Origin of the sequence: Sapientia aquatica (assembly GCF_004358105.1) — a bacterium.
Taxonomy (GTDB): domain Bacteria; phylum Pseudomonadota; class Gammaproteobacteria; order Burkholderiales; family Burkholderiaceae_D; genus Solimicrobium; species Solimicrobium aquaticum.
In genome coordinates this window covers 99,748-118,535 of sequence record NZ_SMYL01000002.1, presented here as the reverse complement: position 1 = coordinate 118,535, position 18,788 = coordinate 99,748, and the positions used below count along the sequence as shown (strand labels likewise).

The 18,788-nt window shown below is 49.2% G+C and carries 21 protein-coding genes; 11 read left to right on the top strand and 10 right to left on the bottom strand.

All coding sequences use genetic code 11. The features are described from left to right. Nucleotides 1-48 precede the first annotated feature (48 nt). The 3 genes from E2I14_RS04700 (at nucleotide 49) to E2I14_RS04690 (ending at nucleotide 3,848) form a co-directional block, all read left to right on the top strand. On the top strand, nucleotides 49-669 hold the full coding sequence (locus tag E2I14_RS04700; RefSeq protein ID WP_133325959.1) for a TetR/AcrR family transcriptional regulator: 621 nt from the start codon (nucleotides 49-51) through the stop codon (nucleotides 667-669). Nucleotides 670-985: 316 nt separating this feature from the next. Beyond that, on the top strand, nucleotides 986-2,461 hold the full coding sequence (locus E2I14_RS04695; protein ID WP_133325957.1) for an alkaline phosphatase family protein: 1,476 nt from the start codon (nucleotides 986-988) through the stop codon (nucleotides 2,459-2,461). A 118-nt stretch (nucleotides 2,462-2,579) separates the two neighbouring features. Next, nucleotides 2,580-3,848, top strand: a complete 1,269-nt coding sequence (locus E2I14_RS04690; RefSeq protein WP_133325955.1) for a cytochrome-c peroxidase — start codon at nucleotides 2,580-2,582, stop codon at nucleotides 3,846-3,848. Between the two features lie 20 nt (nucleotides 3,849-3,868). On the opposite strand, the gene E2I14_RS04685 is transcribed toward E2I14_RS04690, so the two are convergent. The 7 genes from E2I14_RS04685 to E2I14_RS04655 all read right to left on the bottom strand — a co-directional run bounded on the left by E2I14_RS04685 (nucleotide 3,869) and on the right by E2I14_RS04655 (nucleotide 7,577). After that, on the bottom strand, nucleotides 3,869-5,044 hold the full coding sequence (locus E2I14_RS04685; protein ID WP_133325953.1) for an Acg family FMN-binding oxidoreductase: 1,176 nt from the start codon (nucleotides 5,042-5,044) through the stop codon (nucleotides 3,869-3,871). Next, a complete protein-coding gene (locus tag E2I14_RS04680; RefSeq protein WP_165967750.1) occupies nucleotides 5,041-5,637 on the bottom strand; it encodes a DCC1-like thiol-disulfide oxidoreductase family protein in 597 nt (198 codons plus the stop codon). Before E2I14_RS04680 ends, E2I14_RS04685 begins: the two co-directional genes overlap by 4 nt. Further along, nucleotides 5,634-5,990 (bottom strand): thioredoxin family protein, encoded by a 357-nt coding sequence (locus E2I14_RS04675; RefSeq protein ID WP_133325949.1) that lies wholly within the window; start codon nucleotides 5,988-5,990, stop codon nucleotides 5,634-5,636. The genes E2I14_RS04680 and E2I14_RS04675 overlap by 4 nt, the downstream gene beginning before the upstream one ends. Nucleotides 5,991-6,068: 78 nt before the next feature. Beyond that, entirely contained in the window at nucleotides 6,069-6,302 is a 234-nt protein-coding gene (locus E2I14_RS04670; protein WP_133325947.1) for a hypothetical protein, read from the bottom strand. Nucleotides 6,303-6,335: 33 nt separating this feature from the next. Further along, complete coding sequence (locus E2I14_RS04665; RefSeq protein WP_133325945.1) at nucleotides 6,336-6,656, bottom strand: hypothetical protein; 321 nt, start codon at nucleotides 6,654-6,656, stop codon at nucleotides 6,336-6,338. Next, entirely contained in the window at nucleotides 6,649-7,062 is a 414-nt protein-coding gene (locus tag E2I14_RS04660) for a translational machinery protein (protein WP_133325943.1), read from the bottom strand. The genes E2I14_RS04665 and E2I14_RS04660 overlap by 8 nt, the downstream gene beginning before the upstream one ends. An 8-nt stretch (nucleotides 7,063-7,070) precedes the next feature. After that, entirely contained in the window at nucleotides 7,071-7,577 is a 507-nt protein-coding gene (locus tag E2I14_RS04655; RefSeq protein ID WP_133325941.1) for a BON domain-containing protein, read from the bottom strand. 331 nt (nucleotides 7,578-7,908) lie between these two features. Between E2I14_RS04655 and E2I14_RS04650 the strand changes: the two genes are divergently transcribed. The 6 genes from E2I14_RS04650 to E2I14_RS04625 all read left to right on the top strand — a co-directional run bounded on the left by E2I14_RS04650 (nucleotide 7,909) and on the right by E2I14_RS04625 (nucleotide 13,327). After that, the gene (locus E2I14_RS04650; RefSeq protein WP_165967749.1) at nucleotides 7,909-8,373 is read left to right on the top strand and encodes a Spy/CpxP family protein refolding chaperone; all 465 of its coding nucleotides are present in this window, start codon (nucleotides 7,909-7,911) and stop codon (nucleotides 8,371-8,373) included. A gap of 66 nt (nucleotides 8,374-8,439) precedes the next feature. Next, on the top strand, nucleotides 8,440-8,697 hold the full coding sequence (locus tag E2I14_RS04645; protein ID WP_133325936.1) for a hypothetical protein: 258 nt from the start codon (nucleotides 8,440-8,442) through the stop codon (nucleotides 8,695-8,697). Nucleotides 8,698-8,833: 136 nt separating this feature from the next. Continuing rightward, a complete protein-coding gene (locus tag E2I14_RS04640; protein WP_133325934.1) occupies nucleotides 8,834-9,553 on the top strand; it encodes an ABC transporter ATP-binding protein in 720 nt (239 codons plus the stop codon). Further along, nucleotides 9,550-10,635: an HlyD family secretion protein gene (locus E2I14_RS04635; RefSeq protein WP_133325932.1), complete on the top strand. Its 1,086-nt coding sequence runs from the start codon at nucleotides 9,550-9,552 to the stop codon at nucleotides 10,633-10,635. Before E2I14_RS04640 ends, E2I14_RS04635 begins: the two co-directional genes overlap by 4 nt. Next, nucleotides 10,635-12,188 carry an efflux transporter outer membrane subunit gene (locus E2I14_RS04630; RefSeq protein WP_133325930.1) on the top strand — a complete coding sequence of 518 codons (1,554 nt, stop codon included), beginning with the start codon at nucleotides 10,635-10,637 and terminating at the stop codon, nucleotides 12,186-12,188. Before E2I14_RS04635 ends, E2I14_RS04630 begins: the two co-directional genes overlap by 1 nt. Then, nucleotides 12,185-13,327: an ABC transporter permease gene (locus tag E2I14_RS04625; RefSeq protein WP_133325928.1), complete on the top strand. Its 1,143-nt coding sequence runs from the start codon at nucleotides 12,185-12,187 to the stop codon at nucleotides 13,325-13,327. The genes E2I14_RS04630 and E2I14_RS04625 overlap by 4 nt, the downstream gene beginning before the upstream one ends. 51 nt (nucleotides 13,328-13,378) lie before the next feature. Here the strand turns inward: E2I14_RS04625 and E2I14_RS04620 are convergent, their stop codons facing one another. Continuing rightward, nucleotides 13,379-14,452, bottom strand: coding sequence for an alkene reductase (locus E2I14_RS04620; RefSeq protein ID WP_133325926.1), 1,074 nt, complete (start codon nucleotides 14,450-14,452; stop codon nucleotides 13,379-13,381). A gap of 300 nt (nucleotides 14,453-14,752) precedes the next feature. Here E2I14_RS04620 and E2I14_RS04615 point away from each other — a divergent pair, with 300 nt between their 5' ends. Both E2I14_RS04615 and E2I14_RS04610 read left to right on the top strand, forming a co-directional pair. Continuing rightward, nucleotides 14,753-15,793: a YXWGXW repeat-containing protein gene (locus E2I14_RS04615; protein WP_227544593.1), complete on the top strand. Its 1,041-nt coding sequence runs from the start codon at nucleotides 14,753-14,755 to the stop codon at nucleotides 15,791-15,793. A gap of 86 nt (nucleotides 15,794-15,879) precedes the next feature. Continuing rightward, nucleotides 15,880-16,710, top strand: coding sequence for a ferritin-like domain-containing protein (locus E2I14_RS04610; RefSeq protein ID WP_133325922.1), 831 nt, complete (start codon nucleotides 15,880-15,882; stop codon nucleotides 16,708-16,710). Nucleotides 16,711-16,727: 17 nt separating this feature from the next. On the opposite strand, the gene E2I14_RS04605 is transcribed toward E2I14_RS04610, so the two are convergent. Together E2I14_RS04605 and wecB are read right to left on the bottom strand one after the other, a co-directional pair. Then, nucleotides 16,728-17,537 carry a hypothetical protein gene (locus E2I14_RS04605; RefSeq protein ID WP_133325920.1) on the bottom strand — a complete coding sequence of 270 codons (810 nt, stop codon included), beginning with the start codon at nucleotides 17,535-17,537 and terminating at the stop codon, nucleotides 16,728-16,730. A gap of 67 nt (nucleotides 17,538-17,604) precedes the next feature. Continuing rightward, a complete protein-coding gene (gene wecB, locus E2I14_RS04600; RefSeq protein ID WP_133325918.1) occupies nucleotides 17,605-18,780 on the bottom strand; it encodes a non-hydrolyzing UDP-N-acetylglucosamine 2-epimerase in 1,176 nt (391 codons plus the stop codon). Between the last annotated feature and the right edge of the window lie 8 nt (nucleotides 18,781-18,788).

The following is an 18,788-nucleotide window of genomic DNA, read 5'->3' as shown; positions in this document are numbered from 1 at the left end:
GAATAGGCAACTTTCATGTCATAATTCAGGGTTACTCGAACGCAACTTATGACTAGTCCCAAAAACCATATTTCCACCCCGAGAGCGCAACTAACTCGGCAGAAAATGTTTGCCATTACGGCTCAAATTTTGAGTCTGGAGGGCTATGCTGCGTGGAACGAAGAGCATTTATGCGAACTGTGCGAATGCTCACGCGGTGCGTTTCGGTATCAGTTCCCTAACGGGCGCTACGATTTATTCCCTGCTTTTATCGAATCGGTGATTGCCCAAGATACCCGCATGGTGGAGTCACTCGGTGCGCTCACGCCGGTGGAACGGATGTATTTGTTCTTAATGTCAATGCGCGTGCGCCCTCCTTCTGCCGACACGATTGCCATGTTAGAAGTTTCTATGGCGGCGCGCGGTGATACCAAATTATTGGCTGCGATCGAACCGATCATGGAAAGCGCCAACGCGCGCGTTCTCGGTATTACCAGCGGTCAAACCAATCCAGAAATGCTGGCTTTGCGCTGTTTGTTGCACGGCGCCAGTATGTATCGCTTCCAAAAAGACTATTCGCCTGAAGGTCTGAATCAAATGATAGGTTGGATACTTAACTTTTTACCGGTTCCACCCGCCATCGTAGAACGCGCCGCACATATGGTGCGCGCACGTCAGGAAGTCGCTTAACTTCGGCTGGTTTCCCACCGCTCCACCCTGTTCGTTTCTGCAAACCCACCACTTTTAAAATTCGCTCCGCCTCGCCGTTTGTTCTGCGGAGGTGATCTCACGCCCGTCTTTAAAATTGCTAATTAAGTATTTCTAAATGATATTAATGCCTGCCTGTCATTAAAAAGACATATTTGTATGTTTCAATCCTTCGCTGGTTTCCAAAGTACGGCCAAACGGTAAGCGGTTCAGTTTGTTATCTGAACAAAAATCATCACCACCCAAGTTCAACACGGCATTTGAAGAAATGTTCGAGCACACCAATTGCGGAGAAAATATGAAACATAAAGATAAATGCACCTATGCCTTAGCAGGTCTGCTCAGTGCAGCGGCGCTGTTTTTAGCAGGATGTTCTGGTAGCGGTACCACAAGCGGCGCGATCCCTGCGCCTATCGTAGTACCACCATTAGGCGTTCCAACGACGAGCGCAAGCCAAATTAAACATGTGTTCGTCATCATGTTGGAAAATCATGGCTACAACGATACGTTCGGTTCCAGCACACAAAATCCTTACATGCAAAAAACCTTGGTTCCTAAAGGTGCTTTGTTATCCGAATATTTCGGTACTGGTCACGTTAGTTTAGACAACTATATTTCTCTCATTAGCGGTCAGGCAGCAACCCAAGACACAATTAACGATTGCGTACCGGGCGGCCTAGGGAAATTATTTGCGGGTGCCAAACAGCAGTTTTTAGATGTGCAACAAACCGGCACAACACCTGACGGTCAAGTTATCGCAACTGGCGGTTGCGTTTATCCAGCAACGGTTAAAACATTGCCGGATCAATTAGCGGCAGCGGGCTTAACTTGGAAAGGTTATATGGAAGACATGGGCAATGACCCAACACGCGAACCAGCCGGTTCCTGCGGTCATCCAGTCTCGGCTCCAGTCGGTTCAACCACCGTTGTGTATGATCCGTCCAGCAGCGGAACAGCACCAAGCGCTGCCGTGCCATATGGCGACGCTTACGCAACACGCCACAATCCATTTGCATACTTCCATTCTTTGGATGCGCAATGCAACGTCGTCGGTCTGCCAACCTATATTCCAACGGCCACAACCAGCCCGGCAGTAGCAGCTACAACACCGGGCCCAACTTCGCAATTAGGGCAAGATTTAAGCAGCTATGCGACTACACCGAATTTGGTATTTATTACACCTAACTTGTGTAATGACGGTCACGACGGTAACGGCACTGGCACATCGCCTTGCGCTAACGGTCAACCGGGCGGCCTAGCATCCCCAGATGCTTTCCTCAAATACTGGATTCCTATTATCCAAGCGTCGCCTGCTTATCAAAAAGACGGCATGATCGTCATCACCTTTGACGAAGGCGAATCTACATCCAGCTTTACGTTTAACGCCTCGAATTTAATCACTGGCTTGACCGTAACTTACCCTGGCGCGCTGTGCTGCAACCAACAACCTGGCCCTAACATCACTGCCTCGCGCCCGACTAGCTACAGCGTTGCCTTGCCTCAGGCTTATGCATCGGCGTTTGGTTTGCCAACGGCAGCGGTGGCACCAACTGGTGTGAATTTGACCTTTGGCTTTAGCAACTACGGTGGTGATAAAGTCGGCGCGTTGATTCTGTCACCGTTCGTCAAAGCGGGCTCGATCTCAACCACGCAATACAATCACTATTCGATGCTGCGTAGCTTGGAACAGATCTTTGGTTTGCCAGCGTATTTAGGCTACGCCAACGATTCCAACTTATCGCGTATTGGCGACGACTCGGCTATTTTTAACTAATACCGTTTCCAAGGCTCTTGTATAAAGTAGTGAAAAGCAGCTCCTAGGCACAGACAACTTGCCGTCTGTGCCTACCCTATCTTCTGGTCAAGTTGACCAAACCAGTCCTCAGAATTCCATGAAATTGTTCCAGCAAATACCCTGCATTCCGCCTGCGCTCGTTTTAATAAGTGCGTTAATCAGCACGATCAGCGGCTGCAACCAAACCGAAGCAAACAAAACCGGCAGCACATCCACCGCCGCACCCCAGTTGGCAACCCAATCTAAGCAGCAATTAGCCGAACTCGGTCGCCAACTTTTTTTCGATAAAAATTTATCGCGCTCAGGCCAACAATCCTGCGCGACTTGCCACGACCCAGCGCACGCCTACGCGCCCGCCAATGATTTAGCGGTGCAGTTGGGTGGTGAACACATGGACCAACAAGGTGCTCGCGCTGTGCCTTCACTGCGTTATGTACTCAATCGCACGCCGACCTGGCACCTGCCTTTTGTCGCCAGTTTGGGAGAGCGGATTCGTGAAGGGATAGAATCACCCTCGGGCGGATTTGCTTGGGATGGTCGCTTTAACAGCTTGCACCAACAAGCAGGATTCCCGCTCTTGGCACCAAACGAAATGGCAAATGAGTCGATAGCGGAAATCAGCCAAAAACTAGCAAAGGCAAATTACGCCGAGCAATTCCGTCAATTGTTTGGCGACCGTATTTTCGATACGCCCGAGCAGGCTTATCAAAACGCCTTACTCGCCATTGAACGCTTCGAACTCGACGACCCAAGCTTCCATCCCTATTCCAGCAAATTTGATGCAGTGTTGGATGGCAAGGCGCAACTCACCGCCAGCGAAGCACGCGGATTTGCGCTGTTTAACGATCCCGAAAAAGGCAATTGCGCCAGTTGCCACACCGCGACCAAAGGCGCAGATGGCTCGCATCCTCTTTTTACCAATTTCCAATATGAAGCCTTGGGCGTGCCGCGTAATACCGAGATCAAAGCCAATGCCAATCCCAATTACTACGATCTAGGTTTGTGCGGGCCGAGTCGGACTGAATTGAGTTCACATACCGAGCTATGCGGTTACTTTAAAGCGCCGAGCTTGCGTAATGTTGCTAGCCGTGGCGTGTTTTTTCATAATGGCTATTCGCACAGCTTGAAATCGGCGTTGGAATTTTATGTGCAACGCGACACCAATCCGCAACGTTGGTATCCGCACTCAGGAAAAAACGTGACCAAATTTGACGATCTACCAAAATCGTTGCGAACCAATGTTAATGTGATCGACGCGCCGATGACCTCTAAACGCGGCGAAAAACCAGTATGGAACGACGCGGACGTTGCGGACATGATCGCATTCCTTAAAACACTCTCTGACGCCGATGTAGTCAATCGCTAAGTACGCAAGCAACTGAGCAACTAAGCGGAAGCGCTAAGCAACTGTGCCTCCACGCCGCGCCGCGGAGCTGGCCCGATCTGCGGCGCATAGCCAGCGCGCACCCACATTTGCACTGTGCGATGTGTTTGCGCGGCATCCAACAAACGGTGGATTTTGGCGTAAGTACTGGCTTGTTCGGGATATTCTTGCAATGCTTGCGACAACGGTTGCAAGGAGATTCCCGCCGCAGTCGCGGCAAGTTGTAGTCGCATATAAGCGCGTCCGGCATTGACTTGGGTGACGCGATCATTACTCGCGCTGGTCAGCCACAAAAAATTAGGCGTGGTATTGATATTGCTGGCAAAGCTAGCGATTTGGCTGGTGGTGGCGTAATCATTTGGCGCGGGAGGCTTACTGCGGTCAAACAAACCAACTTGATTCATTAAAATCGGAATCCGATCTAATACATACAAACCATCGCGATGCTGATCAATCTCGGCAGCACCAACCCGCAACACGTTGTAAGTTTCCATGATGACGCGCGGGGTAGTTAATTCAATTGCCCACGCTTCGTTGGCGATCTCTCGGTGCAGTCGTAGCGTTTCCGGTTGATCGCGACCGATAAAACCAAATTGCACCGGATAGGCTTGCACACTTTCGGTCATGGCTTGCAGCACATCGACTGGTACGCTGCGCAGCGCATCATAGGCGGCGCGATTAGTGAGTCGAAATACAATTTGCGCGAACAGCGGATCTTTACTCACACTAGAATCGACCGACAGGCGAATCTGTGCGATGGGTCGCTGATCTAACTTGGTACGGCTAAATGCTCCCTCGGGAAACAAGGTAATGTCGGCGCGCAAACCACATTCACGCGCCGCGATATCCAATAGCTCCAGAAACGTGCCATGGCTCATCATAATCTGGCGACCATAAGGATCAGCTTGCGGTAATACTCGCGTCAAATCGCAACTCAATCCAATTTCATTCGGAATACTCAAGTCCACCAACCACGATTGCAGATTATGCGAATGCGGCGCCAAAATCGCGTAGCCAACTAACCAACGCCGAATATCGTCTTGCGGTCCTGGCCCTTTCCAAGCGGCGATGGCTCCCGCAGGCATACTTTGGGTGCAGCCAGAATAAACCACCCCACCAATGGTGGCTGCCACAATTACACCGCCACCAACGACGCGGATAAAAGAGCGCCGCTTCATTCGCGGTTTGGATTACGTGGCGCGGTGGGAAGCGGTTTGAAATGCAAATGCTGAGTCGGTCGAACTTTATCGTGCCCCATCCCTGCTACCCATTTCGTTAGCCGCTCAAATGGACGAACCCAAGGCTTAGCGCGACCGCAGCTATCGCATCCCAAAATCGGACGAATATCGTCAAGAATGTGATAAGCCAAATTCAGCACCAATTGTGCTGGCTGAATACCAAAAATCCGCCGATCACAACACCAAGCAATCCATCTAGTCATCGGCAAGCAGCGTAACACTTCCGTCACCGCTTCCCCGCCGAGCTTGACTGAGCCGTCTGGCATTTTGACGTGCACCACCGCATACGCATCCCAAATATTAAGACCGGCAATAAACTGCCCGACTTCGACTGGGTCGTGTCCGATAGGCCGAGCAATAATGCGTTGACGACCGTCCGACTTGGTCGCGCAACGTCGCACCCAAGCGGCAATCGCAGAGCAAGTTTGGCAGCCACCATCAAATAGCAAAATCGGCACTATCGCAGCAGATTGAGTTAGCGGGGTTAGCGGAGTGAGCTTAGTTGACGTGAGCGAATCCAGCGGCGGGCTCACAATACAAAGGGTGCAGTAACCGCATCCTGCACACTGGTGAAATCAGGATTTGGGCCTTCCGCGCGTCCAACTTCTTGACCATCTTCAAACATGACAAAAGTCGGCGTTCCCGTAACTTGGTATTGATCGGCTAAATCAGGATCGGCCGTAATATCGACTTGATAAATGGTTTCGTCCGGCGCGATGCTTTGCGCCACTTGCTGCAAGGCTGGCTCAATCGCACGGCAATGACCGCAGCCATAGGACATAAACTCCACGGCGAATCGCCCCTCGGCGGATAGCACCTTGTTATTAAAGCCTGTGCTGTCCAAAACTTTAATAGTGTGATGATCTAGGGTGCTACTTTTGCTCATGACTTTCTCCGTAAATTGTTCACGCGGCCAAGGAAATACTTCACGCTAGCCAGCGACTTTATATCGCTAAGTACCAGATCAGCTCGCAGCATGACCGATGTTTTTGCTTTTAATGGCAGGCTGCTTTTTGCGATATAGTCGCTTTTGATTGTGATCAGAAATTGACAATGCAATCGCTACGGCCTGCCGCACTGCTTGGATTTTAGAGCGCGGGGAACTGGTTCCGATTTTGCCGGACAACTTCCATTCATCGACAATTTGCTTAATATTGGCGCTAACGGCTGCTTTGTTATTGCTGTGATTTAGAGGCATACAAATCTCGCTACATCGTTCATCGATGGTTGGCTACTCGTCAGGACAAGCAAGAATATCGTCTATCTGTTTTTTGGCATCTTCGCAGGCTAGATGAACTGCCTCTGATTTACTGTTAGAGACAAAATTGGGGAAAGACCCTTGAAAGCTCTCCAGCCCGTCACCATCGATTTCCTCTACCTCGCAACTAGCCGACCAGCGCCCATCGGGCAACGGCAATGCAAAGGGAAGTATCTTCCACTGCTTATAAACGATGACTGAATTGGAGTGCAAAATCGACGGCTTGCCAATGGCACTTTGGTCCATGTCTGGCGCTCTGGGCAGATAGCGCAATACTCCGGATCGACTAAGCATGACGCAACGCCGCCATCGGGTCGCTACGCATAAGATCGGCCTTTTCAAAATAGTGGCGCGCGTAGGCCAATAGTTGTCCGTCGGTTGGATGATCGACGACCTCGACGCCGACCACTTTGGCGGCTAACTCGTGATCATGTTTGGTCAAGTAATGCATCAATTCGTGCTTTTCGTTACTTGGCCCAACCAAGACAATTTCCAATGCAGATTCAATATCGCTGGCAATGTCGGCAAAATAGCGCCGATTTTCTGGCGCATTGCCCTCACCGATTGATGCCGATTTGATGTGTAAATGCGGCTGCAAGGAATGGGATTTAATCACCCGCAATTCCGACTGCTCAGGGTTGAAGTGAATTATTTGCGCGCTCACATGATCGAGCCACACAATGACATGGTTATAGTGCATAGCAATCCTTAGTTGGTGATCTTTTCTAACGCGTTTAAGTCGGGCAGCACATGAATGCGATCGACTAAACCACGCACGCCAGTTAAATGATTAATCGCCGCCATTGTGGCGTCGTGTTGAAACTGCCAATCGACTGTGCCAGCAAGCGTAACCCAGCCTTCCTTAACATCGACTTGCAGAGTATTTTTAGGAAAAATACGCATCAGATCAAAGACTCGCTCAATTGAGTCAAAAATGCTTTGATCGGTCGGTTGCACTTCCTTGTTCTTGACCGATTTCACATTCAATTTGCTGTGCACAATGCGCGGTTTGACGATTTTGTTGGATGGGATGTTATGTTGAATTTCTTCTAGCTGAGTCAATGCTTGCTTTTTAGCCGACTTCAAAATCCCAAAGCCAGAATTGAAACTGTCGACCACATCGCCGTTTTTAATCACCCCAAATCCTGACGTATGCCGGCCAGAATCGATCGTGGTTTCCTTATTGATTGTTGCTCGATTCCGATTCTTGTTCATGGCAATGAGATGGTGTAGTTAGGAGCATTCATTCTCAAATAAAGCCAATCGGCGCTCTGTTCGGAACCGAACAAATAGTAATTATTTGCACAATGAACCAACACACCAATCAATGCTCGCTAACGAACATACTATTTTTGCGCGCAATGATTCAATAACGACCAAGCATTCTTCATTGCCTCGCTTCATTCCAAGCTGGATTCCTCCGTAGACGGGCCCATGAATTCAGCCGGTTTGGAGTTTGTCGAATGGTGAGTCATTGGGGCAAATCACTTACTACCCGCTGACTGCTCGCCAACTTCTCGTTTTTCTACTTTTTATGGAGCTTCAAATGAAAAAAATTATCGCCGTTTTGGTCTCATCGTTATTCGTTAGCAGTATTTATGCCCAAACCGCCACCACTGGAAGCAGCACTACCACCAGCACAACAACGACCACTACAGCAACTAAGGCGAGCGCTAAGCATGAAGCCAATAATGAAAAGCACATCAAAGAATTACACACTAAATTGAAAATCACCGCCGATCAAGAAACCTTGTGGGCCACTGTTGCCAAGACCATGCGCGACAACGCCACTCTGATAGACGCTGCTGTTGAAAAACGTGAAGCCATGGTCAACACTTCTAGCGCTATCGACGATCTAAACGCCTACGCTAATGTGGCACAAGCCCATGCTGATTCAGTGAAAAAATTAGCCATGGTATTTGGCCCGTTGTATGCCGCCATGTCTGAGCCGCAGAAAAAAATTGCGGATGAAGTCTTTATGCACCACGACCACGACAAGAAGAAATCTTGAGCACGCAGCACTCGCTGTTATTGAGTTCACTAGTCATTCAATTGGTTTTGAAATAAAGGATATGGTATGAAAATGAAATTTCTAACGATAGGTTTAGGCGCAATTGTTCTGACAGCTAGCGCGAGTTCCTATGCACAAATCGGCATTAGTTTTGGCGTCAATACTTGCGGCTATCCCGGCCTATATCAAACTTGCCCCTACTACGATCCACCTGTTGGTGTGTATCTAGGCCGCGGAAATTGGGGCGGCGGACGTGAATATCATGGCCATGGCGACCGCGGTCGCGGGCGTGGCGATGATCACGGCGGACGCGGTCGGCGCTAGTCGTACTAGATTCCGAATTTAATTTGTGCAATAAATAAGCTGATTAAATCGCGTCGGTTTAATCAGTTATTGCTATTTATTGCCTAGCCTATGCTGTCAGGTCTTTCCAATTAGGGAGTAGCAGCAGTGCTAAATAATGACCATCTCACTCCATCCTGAGGCGAATAAAGAAGCGATCGTCGTTACCAACGTGACGAAATGGTTTGGCGAAGGTGAAACCAGAATGACCGCCGTCAACGCCGTCAATTTCGTTGCCCATTTTGGTGAAATGCTGTTCATCGTCGGCCCGTCGGGAAGCGGCAAGACTACACTGCTAAGCATGATTTCAGGCATCTTGAAACCCGACCAAGGAACGGTCACCGTGGATGGTCAAAATATTTGGAATTACTCCAACGACAAATTGGCTGACTTTCGTTTAAACACCATTGGTTTTGTGTTTCAGGATTACCATTTATTTCCGCGCTTAACCAGTGCCGAGAATGTCGCTATTCCGCTGATCTTAAAGCAAGAAAACTGGGATCACGCAATTATTCAGGCAAAAAAATATCTGGATATTGTCGGACTAAAAGGCCGCTCAGAACTGCTTCCCATCAAATTATCCGGCGGCGAACAACAGCGGGTAGCGATTGCGCGCGCCATTGTCAGCGGACCAGAAATTTTAATCTTTGACGAACCAACGGCGTCGCTCGATGGCGATACCGGTCGCTTGATTGTGCAATTCGTCAAAGAACAAGTTCTTAATGAACATCGCTGCATCATCATCGTCACACACGACAACCGGATTAATGACTTTGCCGATCGCATCATCCATATGGAAGACGGACGCATCACCGGATTAGATAAAGGCACAGAATGAGAAACAACATCATCTTTGGCCTAGCGGTTTTGGGCATTATTGCGGGTTTAATTAGCGCCTATATTTTCGGCATTGTGCGCACCGCGCAGCCACCCGTTTTTACTCCAACCAGCAATCCCTACGAATCGGCAATTTATTCCAATGGGATGATAGAGAGTGATCAAGAGTCGGGCGAAAATATTTCTATCTTCCCTGAAGTTGCAGGGCCAATTACTAAAATATGGGTGCATGAAGGCCAAACGGTTGCGGCTGGGGCATTGCTGCTATCAATCGATGATTCGGTACAAAAAGCCACGGCCGAACAATTACGGTTGCAATCGGAATCAGCGCTGGAGTTGCTGCAAGAATTAAAAGCGCAACCGCGCAAAGAGACTTTAGCCATTAGCCAAGCGCAAGTCGCACAAGCCGAATCGGCATTAAAAACTGCCGAGGATCAATACGCCAAACGGCAAGTGGCATACCAACTCGATCCGCGTTCGATTAGCAAAGATATTGTCGATACGGCCAAAAATACCGTTTTAGAAGCTAGCACCACGTTAGCTTTAGCGAATAAACAATACCTGCTCACCAAAGCGGGCGCATGGAGTTACGACATTAAAAGTCAACAAAAACTAAGCGATGCTGCCAAACAAGCTTACTTCTCGGCCACGGCCTTAGTCGCTAAATATGTCATCAAAGCGCAAGCCGACGGTGTGGTGTTAGCGGTCAATGCCAGCATAGGCAGTTATGTTTCATCAGCCGGCGCTTATGACACTTATACCCAAGGCAGTAATCCGGTCTTGGTGCTTGGCACTCCGCAAGAGTATCTGGCCGTGCGCTGCTTCGTCGATGAAATCCTGCTGTCGCGCATTCCTGATGTCAATCACATGAAAGCGCAGATGCAAATTCGCGGCAGCACGCAAAAGGTCAACCTAGAATTTGTGCGGATTCAACCGTTGGTCTCTCCAAAGATCGAGCTATCGAATCAACGTCAAGAGAAAGTCGATTTGCGGGTCTTGCCGATTATTTTTAAATTCGCTAAAAAAGATGTGCCATTAGTATTTCCCGGTCAGCAGGTTGACGTATTTATTGGAAAAAAATAATGAATGCATCAGCTCCGGCTTTATTCAATATTGCTGCACGATTTCTCTGTTCCCGATCAATCCAACATCCTAGCGGTTCGCTGTTGTTTTTATTGATATGGTTATTGCTGCTGATATTAGGCGGTTGCGCAGTTGGGCCAGACTTTGTAAGTCCCGTTGCGCCTAACGTGACGCAGTACACCAAAGTACCGCTTGTAGCGATTGCGCCCAATGGAATTGGCGGCGCAACACAGGTCAGTCAACATGTCGATATTTCGTCTGAAGTTCACAACAACTGGTGGATGCTATTTAAATCTACCCAACTCAATTCCTTAGTGCAGCAAGCCTTAAGCGCTAATCCGACCATCCAAGCGGCGAACGCCACGCTACGCCAGAGTCAGGATAATTTACGCTCGGGCTATGGGATTTTTTTCCCAACCGTCGAGTTGGATGCGGGAGCAAGCCGATCCCGTTCCGCGCCGCTTCAAACCGGATTAGACAGCAAAGGCAGTATTTATAACTTGGTCACCGTCAGCGGATCTATCGGTTACCCACTCGATATTTTTGGCGGTGAACGGCGCATGGTCGAAGGCCTGAAAGCGCAAGCGGAGTATCAGCAGCACTTAACCACGGCCGCTTATTTAACGCTCACCGCTAATGTCGTCAATACCGCAATCGCACGCGCTGCTTATCACAGCCAAATCCAACTTACCCAGCAATTAATCGCGCTGCAACAGCAACAATTACAGGCCCGCCAAGCGCAATATCAAGCGGGCACAGCGGCTTATTCAACCGTTTTAATTGCACAAAGTGCGATTAGCGCCAGTCAATCGAATTTAGCGTCGCTCCGATTGAAGTATGACCAAAGCGAACATTTGTTAGCGATCTTAGAAGGCGTGCTACCCGCTAATGCCAAGTTGCTTGATATTGAATTTTCCGAATTGGAATTACCCACTAATTTGCCACTGAGTTTGCCGTCAAAGTTGGTCAGGCAGCGTCCCGATATTTTAGAATCCGAAGCCCTCTTACATGTCGCCAGTGCCAATATTGGCGTCGCCACAGCGGCGCTGTTTCCCAGCATTAGTTTATCGGCCAGCTATGGCGTAGCAGGAAACAATGTTCATCATCTATCGTTACCGGGCGGGCGCTTCTGGAGCTTTGGTCCGTCGATTGCGATTCCTATCTTTCAAGGTGGGACTTTATGGTACCAACGCAAGGCAGCTATCGATGCGTTCGACGCAGCGCAGGGAAATTATCAACAAACAGTTTTACTAGCATTCGCCCAAGTAGCCGATACGCTTAACGGTTTGGAACACGACGCTGAAAATAATCAGGCGCAGTGGGCAGCGCAAAGTTATGCGCTCACCAATTGGCAGCTACTGCAAGTCACTAACACTTCCGGTCTGACCGCCTATGCCGATGTACTCGCGGCTGATGTGCAATTACACCAAGCGAAAATTAACTATCTACAAGCCTTGGTGCAGCGCTACCAGGATACGGTCGCGTTGTACGTGGCACTCGGTGGTGGCTGGTGGAATGCAGATCAAGCAGCAATTACCGGAGCCGCGCCATGAAATACAGCGGCATCATACGCATCGGCTTTAAGCTGCTGGTCAACGATAAGGCAAAATTTACCGCTTTGTTAATCGGGATTACGTTTTCGGTATTTTTGATGGTGCAAATGACGTCGATGTTTGCAGGAATTCTGAATCGGGCCTATTCCACCGTAACCAATATCGGGGCCGATCTCTGGATTATGGATCCAGCGGTCAACACCGCCAGTTCATCTATTCCCTTGCCCGACTATTTATTGGATGCAGTGCTGAGTATGGATGGCGTCACTTATGCAGCGCCGCTGTATATCGGTGGAGCGCAGCTTAGGTTGGAGAATGGGATTTTTCAATCCGTTGTAGTCGTGGGTCTCGATGACACTAGCTTGTTCGGACGGCCTGAACTGGAGCAGGGCAATATTTTGGACATTTACGCCGACAACTCCTTTATCGCCGTCAATGATGCCGAATTCTATAAATTAAATAATCCCAAAGTCGGTACTGTGTTTGAATTAAATGATCACCGCGGCGTAATCGTTGGCATCGCCAAAGTCGCTTCGAACGGATTAAACGGGATTCCAACGTTGTACACCACCTATAGCCGGGCAATCGAATACATACCTAGTCCGCGCTTCACTATTTCCTATGTATTGGCACAAGCAAAAAGTCCAGCAGCGTTGGTTTCGATTAAAAAGAAGGTAGCTGATCTGGGTTATATCGCGCTCAGCAAAGACGAATTTAATCAACGCATTGCCGACTATTACACCTACAAAACTGGTATCGGCACCAATATCTTAATGATGACCGCGATTGCTTTTTTGGTGGGATTGTCGATCTCAGGGCAAACCTTTTATACCTTCGTGATTGAAAACGTGGACAAATTCGGCGCACTCAAAGCAATAGGCGCAAAGAGTCGCGAATTGATCGTGATGATTTTATTTATGGCTAGTTTTACCTGCATCACCGGATACGGCTTAGGCATTGGTTTAGTAACCTTAATGATTACCTTAGCCAAGTGGAATATGCCTAACTATGCCTCAACGATTACGTTTATGAATTTGGAATCAGCGTTTGGGATGGTGATTTTAATTGCCGGGATTTCGAGCTACTTTGGCATTAGAAAGGTGTTGATGATCGAACCGTTTGATATTTTCCGAGGCTGATCGACTGCGGAATTAACAGGTGTTGAGCGCTGCGCCCAACACCTGAATGAATTAATCCAGCGCTGGGTAATCGGTATAGCCTTTTGCGTCAGGCGTATAAAAAGTTTCCATATCTGGAATATTGAGCGCGGCACCTGTTTTTAAGCGGGTAACCAAATCGGGATTGGCTAAAAACGGACGACCAAAAGCAATCAAATCGGCTTGATTGTCGACCAAAGCTTGTTCTGCAGTGGCCGCATTAAAGCCGCCGGCCACAATAAATGGGCCGTCAAAAGCGTTGCGCAGACGAGTTTTCAGCTCGGCAGGGACTGGCGGCGCGCCCATTGCGGAATGATCTAGCAAATGCACATACAACAAACCTAACGTCGACAAGGCCTGCACTAGCGCTAAATACTGTTCGTCCACTTCAGGAAAAGCGCCTGTGCCGTTGAAATTCCCATAAGGCGACAAGCGAATTCCGACTCGCTCTGCCCCAATTGCCGCGCTAGCCGCGTGGGCTAGATCTAACGCAAAACGATTGCGGCCAGTCATATCCACACCGTATTTATCCTTGCGTAAATTGATCAGCGGATTTAAGAATTGCTCGATTAAATAGCCATTGGCCGCATGCAGCTCTACCCCATCAAAGCCAGCCTCCATTGCTAATGAAGCAGCGCGCGCATATTCCGCAACGGTTTGACTAATATCGCTCTCCGTCATGGCACGCGGCAAGCTGTATGGCTCCACACCGTCGTTATAAATATGCACTTCGCCCGGACAAACGACCGCGCTCGGGCCGATGACTTCCGCACCTTGCGGTAGATTGCTGGTGTGGCTGACTCTACCGGTATGCATTAATTGCAATACGATTTTCCCGCCTTTGTCATGCACGGTTTTAGTAATCAACTTCCAGCCTTCGACTTGCTCGGAATTAAACATACCCGGAATGCGGGCGTAACCCAAGCCGTTAGGTGATGGCGATGTACCTTCGGTGATGATCAAACCGGCATCTGCACGTTGGCCGTAATACTGCGCCATTAATTGATTCGGTGTATTGGCGTGCAAAGCCCGATTGCGCGTCATCGGGGACATAACGATGCGGTTACGCAGTACCAACTTACGGGCAGTGTAGGTATCGAAGAGCATCTTGATTCTCCTAGTGTGGGATCGATGTAGAGTGATTTTGGTCGGGGATGAAGTCCAACAAGAACTATAAATAATGATCAGTTTGCGCTCGGTGCGATGACGAACATTCGCCTACTGCAAAACGCTGGTATTAGCGCACTATGTACGTCACGACACAGACCAAAATTTTATAAAGCGCATCATTCAGACTAGCAAGCGGGCAGCAATTGCGCCGCATTTTTCTATTTATTGAATCCTATTGCTTTGGCAGTTCAAAGCGCTATTCCTTACCTCGCATAACGCGAAATGACTGGACCACCCATGAACAAAATTTCGCCCCACGCCCTGCTATTAGTAGGCTTAATTGGATTTGGCGCATTAACCACTGGCGCACTAGCACAAATCAGTATCACCATTGCACCGCCGATTTTGCCTATCTATGCCCAGCCGCCAATTCCGGGGAACGGGTATTTGTGGACGCCAGGTTATTGGTCGTGGGACCCCGATAATAATGACTATTACTGGGTGCCCGGTACTTGGGTGGTAGCACCTTATGAAGGCGCTTTATGGACGCCGGGATATTGGGCTTTTGAGGGTAACAATTACGCGTGGCGCGGTGGGTATTGGGGTGCGCATATCGGTTATTACGGCGGGATTAATTACGGTTACGGTTATTCCGGCAACGGCTATCAAGGCGGCTATTGGAATGGCGGCGCATTTCGTTATAACCGCGAAGCGAATAATATCGGTCGTTCCGCTATTCCCAATATGTATTCCGCCCGTTTAGAAAATCACGGTGATGAACGGCGCAGTAGCTTTAATGGTGGCAACGGCGGCACGCGCGCTCAACCGAGCAAAGGCGACCTGATCATCAACAACATGCCGCACAACCGCGCCACCAATGAACAAGCTAACCATGAAAACGCCGCGCACAGCAGCGACGAGCAGCGCCATAGTGTGAACCACGGTCAGCCGCACGTTGCCGCGACCTCGGAGCTAGGCAATTTTAAGACCGGCAATATCGAGCCAAGTCATGCTGCCCCGCCTGAAGCTGCTCATCCCGCCGGAACTATGCATGCGGGAGACATGAGACCAAAAGGTCAGCACATGACGCGTCCGAATCAACAACCACAAAATAGGAATCCGCAAGATCAGCATATGAATCAAGCGAACCGTCCCGCAGCAGCGCCGAATCAACCGGCCCATCAACAAGCGCAGCAACCGCATCCCGCCCCACAACAAGCGCGTCCAACGCCGCCGCAATCTCGACCAGAACAACAAGCACATCCCGTTCCACAACAATCCAGACCAGCACCACAAAGCCCAAGAGCGAATGAACCACATTCGGAGGAACATCGCTAAATTAAATTGGTGCCGCTGCTGCAATAAACGGCTTAATTAGCCCGCCTGCGTATGGCAATAACAAAGTAAGTATTTGGAGCAATTTAATGACAGAAACCGATCTTGGCAGCAAACCCCGCGCTACGCTGGCGACTATTCCGTTTAATGAAGTGGATAAAACATTGGTGGCGGATGACCATTTTTTATTCCTGACCTTAGCCTCAGCATCGTTTGTCGAAATTCTGTCCGAAATGTATGCGGGTAATTTGATTCAACTATTTAAGGAGGATAAAACGCTCACCAAATGGCTAGCAGAATGTTGGCAAAAGGAAGAGGTGCAACATGGCACGGCGCTCAAAACGTATGTGCAAACGGTCTGGCCCGAGTTCGATTGGAAAACAAGCTTTAAAGCGTTTTATTTGCAGTACAGCGCACTGTGCACCATCGATCAGCTCGAAGCACACAAAAGCTTGGAACTCATGGCGCGCTGCGTGGTAGAGACTGGCACATCAAGCTTCTATCGCGCCCTGCAACACTACGTGCGCGAACCAGTTTTGCGGCAAATTTTAGCGTTAATCAAAGCCGATGAAGTGATGCATTACAACCATTTTCGGCAGTATTTCAGCAAATACCATGCGATTGAACAGCACAGCGTACCAGCACTAATCATGGCAATTTGGCGACGTTTGGGCGGCATCCAAAGTCAAGATGCCTACATCGCTTTCAAACATGTGCATCAAGGCTTTTATCCTCATCGTCAATTTGTGCCCGCCGATTGGACTAACTACAGCCTGACCGTCAAACGCTTAGCACGCGATCATTATCCGTTCGCCATGGCGATCAAAATGCTATTGAAGCCAATTCCACTCGTCACACCTATTCGGAAAATGGTCGAGTGGCCCTTGGTTGGAATTGCAATGTTATTCACCCGCGCCTAACAAACTGCCTAGCTTGGCTAGGTAGCGGGTATTGTTGCTTCTTCTGGAATGGTGCTAGCCGCCCAAGAATAGAGCGCGATAAAGATCAATACATCAAGCAGCGTGCCGAAGCAGATATACAAAACTGGTGCAAACAATAAGGAAAAATTCTGCAAAATCAGCACGTGCAACACAATCTGCAAGGGAATAAAAATCACGAAATACGCCAAAATTAATAAGGTATTTTTAATCTTAAGCGCTAAGCTAAACGGAAAAACGTAATAGCCAAACGTCAGCATTACCGGAACGACGAGAAGTAGCACATAGCCCAAACTGGCAATATCGCGAATATGGCTGGCGATCGAATACGGAAACTGAGTCGGCCAAAACATAAAATAAGCGATAGACACCGCCACCACTGTTGCCAAAATTCGGATCACATATTTAAGCGGCGCTAGCGCCCCAATCATCAGCGCACTGGCTGCCAACGCGGCGATCACCAAGAGCGCACTAATTACTAATTCAAGCGCGGTGGGCGAATACATCGCCATCGCACCGCCGCTCCAAATTAAGCCAAGCGGATCAGTCTCTGCCGGCGCTGCTCCATTGCTTGGAAAGCCTAACGATAAACCTAGAAAGCCGCTCCAGAAAGCAATGCATTGCGCCCAAAAAGAAAACAGATAGGGCTTCACCCACAGAATTAAGCCGCAAAACAGAATCGGCAAATACACTAGCTGCAACAACAAACTAGGAGGGAACGCGATTCGCGTTATCGCACGATGTTGCAATGCCAGCGTTCGTTGAAAGCTCGCGCCGTCCATTGGAATTGGTATGTGTTTGGTCGTCATTGATTTCCTTCTGGTGAAAATATTCGGTTAAGGATTAAACAATCTGGCTGCACTGTTTGAGCGAGAATTAAACGTAAGCCTGTTCTTGCAGTAGCGTTTTATTGGACAAAATATCGACGATGCGCTGCGCGCTGTTGCCGTCACCAAAAGGACTTTTATCGAGCTTCATGCTGTCGTAATGAGCTTGGTTTTCCAGCAGCAAATCAATGTGGGCGACGATGTTGGCGACGTCGGTGCCGACCAATAAGGCACCGCCGTTGTCGACCAATTCTTGCCTTTCGGTGCTAGTGCGTGCAATCAAAACTGGTTTGCCAAAGGCAGAGGCTTCTTCTTGAATTCCGCCAGAATCGGTCAAAGTGAAATCGCAACGCATAAGTAGCGCGATTAAGGTTTGATAGCCCAACGATTCAGTCAGACAAATGCGTTGGCGCACGTCCAAAGGCAATTTTTTTAACTCAGCTTCGATATCCGTCCGTACCGCTGGATTAGGATGCACCGGCCAAACCGCGACCACATCTTCGTGCTGACTAAGCACTAATCCAATTGCTTTGGCAATGTTACGTATCGGCTGGCCCCAGTTTTCGCGTCGGTGCGCGGTAACTAAGATCAAACGTTCGTCGGGGAAATCTAATTCAAACTGCTGCAAATTGGCAGGCATGGCCGCACTGCGCTCACCATTGTTTTGCATAATGCGCTGGCGCGTCCACAGCGCGGCGTCGATCACGGTATTGCCCACGTCAAAAATACGCGAGGCATCGATGCCTTCTTGCAGCAAATTGTTTGACGCTTGTTTAGTCGGTGAAAAATGCCAATGCGCTAATCGACCTATTAATTCACGATTTTTTTCTTCAGGAAAAGGTTCGTGCTCGTGCGTGCGCAATCCGGCTTCAACGTGCGCGACTGGCTTGCCGTAGTAATACGCGATTAGCGAACCCACCATAGCCGACGTTGTGTCACCCTGCACCAAGATCACATCGGGCTTGAGCTCTTGCATGGCGTCATCAACGGCGTCCAACAAGGCAGAGGTTAAATGCGCCAGCGAAGTCGATTTGCGCTTGAGCACCACATTGATATCGGGCGGCATGTCGAAGAAGTCGTAGAGGGCTTCGGCAATCGCTTCGTGTTGACCGGTGTGAACTAACAATATTTGGTCGCCACGCGCTTTGAGTTCGTGATAAATCGGCGCCATTTTAATAATTTCGGGACGGGTACCAATACAGGCTAAATACACTTGATTCTTCATGCGACTAT

Excerpts from the sequence above, each read along its gene's own strand:
- E2I14_RS04675 (WP_133325949.1), bottom strand. The coding sequence starts at position 5,990 with ATGAGCAAAAGTAGCACCCTAGATCATCACACTATTAAAGTTTTGGAC.
- E2I14_RS04625 (WP_133325928.1), top strand. The coding sequence starts at position 12,185 with ATGAAATACAGCGGCATCATACGCATCGGCTTTAAGCTGCTGGTCAAC.
- E2I14_RS04670 (WP_133325947.1), bottom strand. The coding sequence starts at position 6,302 with ATGCCTCTAAATCACAGCAATAACAAAGCAGCCGTTAGCGCCAATATT.
- E2I14_RS04635 (WP_133325932.1), top strand. The coding sequence starts at position 9,550 with ATGAGAAACAACATCATCTTTGGCCTAGCGGTTTTGGGCATTATTGCG.
- E2I14_RS04665 (WP_133325945.1), bottom strand. The coding sequence starts at position 6,656 with ATGCTTAGTCGATCCGGAGTATTGCGCTATCTGCCCAGAGCGCCAGAC.
- E2I14_RS04695 (WP_133325957.1), top strand. The coding sequence starts at position 986 with ATGAAACATAAAGATAAATGCACCTATGCCTTAGCAGGTCTGCTCAGT.
- E2I14_RS04660 (WP_133325943.1), bottom strand. The coding sequence starts at position 7,062 with ATGCACTATAACCATGTCATTGTGTGGCTCGATCATGTGAGCGCGCAA.
- E2I14_RS04655 (WP_133325941.1), bottom strand. The coding sequence starts at position 7,577 with ATGAACAAGAATCGGAATCGAGCAACAATCAATAAGGAAACCACGATC.
- E2I14_RS04620 (WP_133325926.1), bottom strand. The coding sequence starts at position 14,452 with ATGCTCTTCGATACCTACACTGCCCGTAAGTTGGTACTGCGTAACCGC.
- E2I14_RS04640 (WP_133325934.1), top strand. The coding sequence starts at position 8,834 with ATGACCATCTCACTCCATCCTGAGGCGAATAAAGAAGCGATCGTCGTT.
- E2I14_RS04630 (WP_133325930.1), top strand. The coding sequence starts at position 10,635 with ATGAATGCATCAGCTCCGGCTTTATTCAATATTGCTGCACGATTTCTC.
- E2I14_RS04690 (WP_133325955.1), top strand. The coding sequence starts at position 2,580 with ATGAAATTGTTCCAGCAAATACCCTGCATTCCGCCTGCGCTCGTTTTA.
- E2I14_RS04700 (WP_133325959.1), top strand. The coding sequence starts at position 49 with ATGACTAGTCCCAAAAACCATATTTCCACCCCGAGAGCGCAACTAACT.
- E2I14_RS04610 (WP_133325922.1), top strand. The coding sequence starts at position 15,880 with ATGACAGAAACCGATCTTGGCAGCAAACCCCGCGCTACGCTGGCGACT.
- E2I14_RS04645 (WP_133325936.1), top strand. The coding sequence starts at position 8,440 with ATGAAAATGAAATTTCTAACGATAGGTTTAGGCGCAATTGTTCTGACA.
- E2I14_RS04685 (WP_133325953.1), bottom strand. The coding sequence starts at position 5,044 with ATGAAGCGGCGCTCTTTTATCCGCGTCGTTGGTGGCGGTGTAATTGTG.
- E2I14_RS04605 (WP_133325920.1), bottom strand. The coding sequence starts at position 17,537 with ATGACGACCAAACACATACCAATTCCAATGGACGGCGCGAGCTTTCAA.
- wecB (WP_133325918.1), bottom strand. The coding sequence starts at position 18,780 with ATGAAGAATCAAGTGTATTTAGCCTGTATTGGTACCCGTCCCGAAATT.
- E2I14_RS04650 (WP_165967749.1), top strand. The coding sequence starts at position 7,909 with ATGAAAAAAATTATCGCCGTTTTGGTCTCATCGTTATTCGTTAGCAGT.
- E2I14_RS04615 (WP_227544593.1), top strand. The coding sequence starts at position 14,753 with ATGAACAAAATTTCGCCCCACGCCCTGCTATTAGTAGGCTTAATTGGA.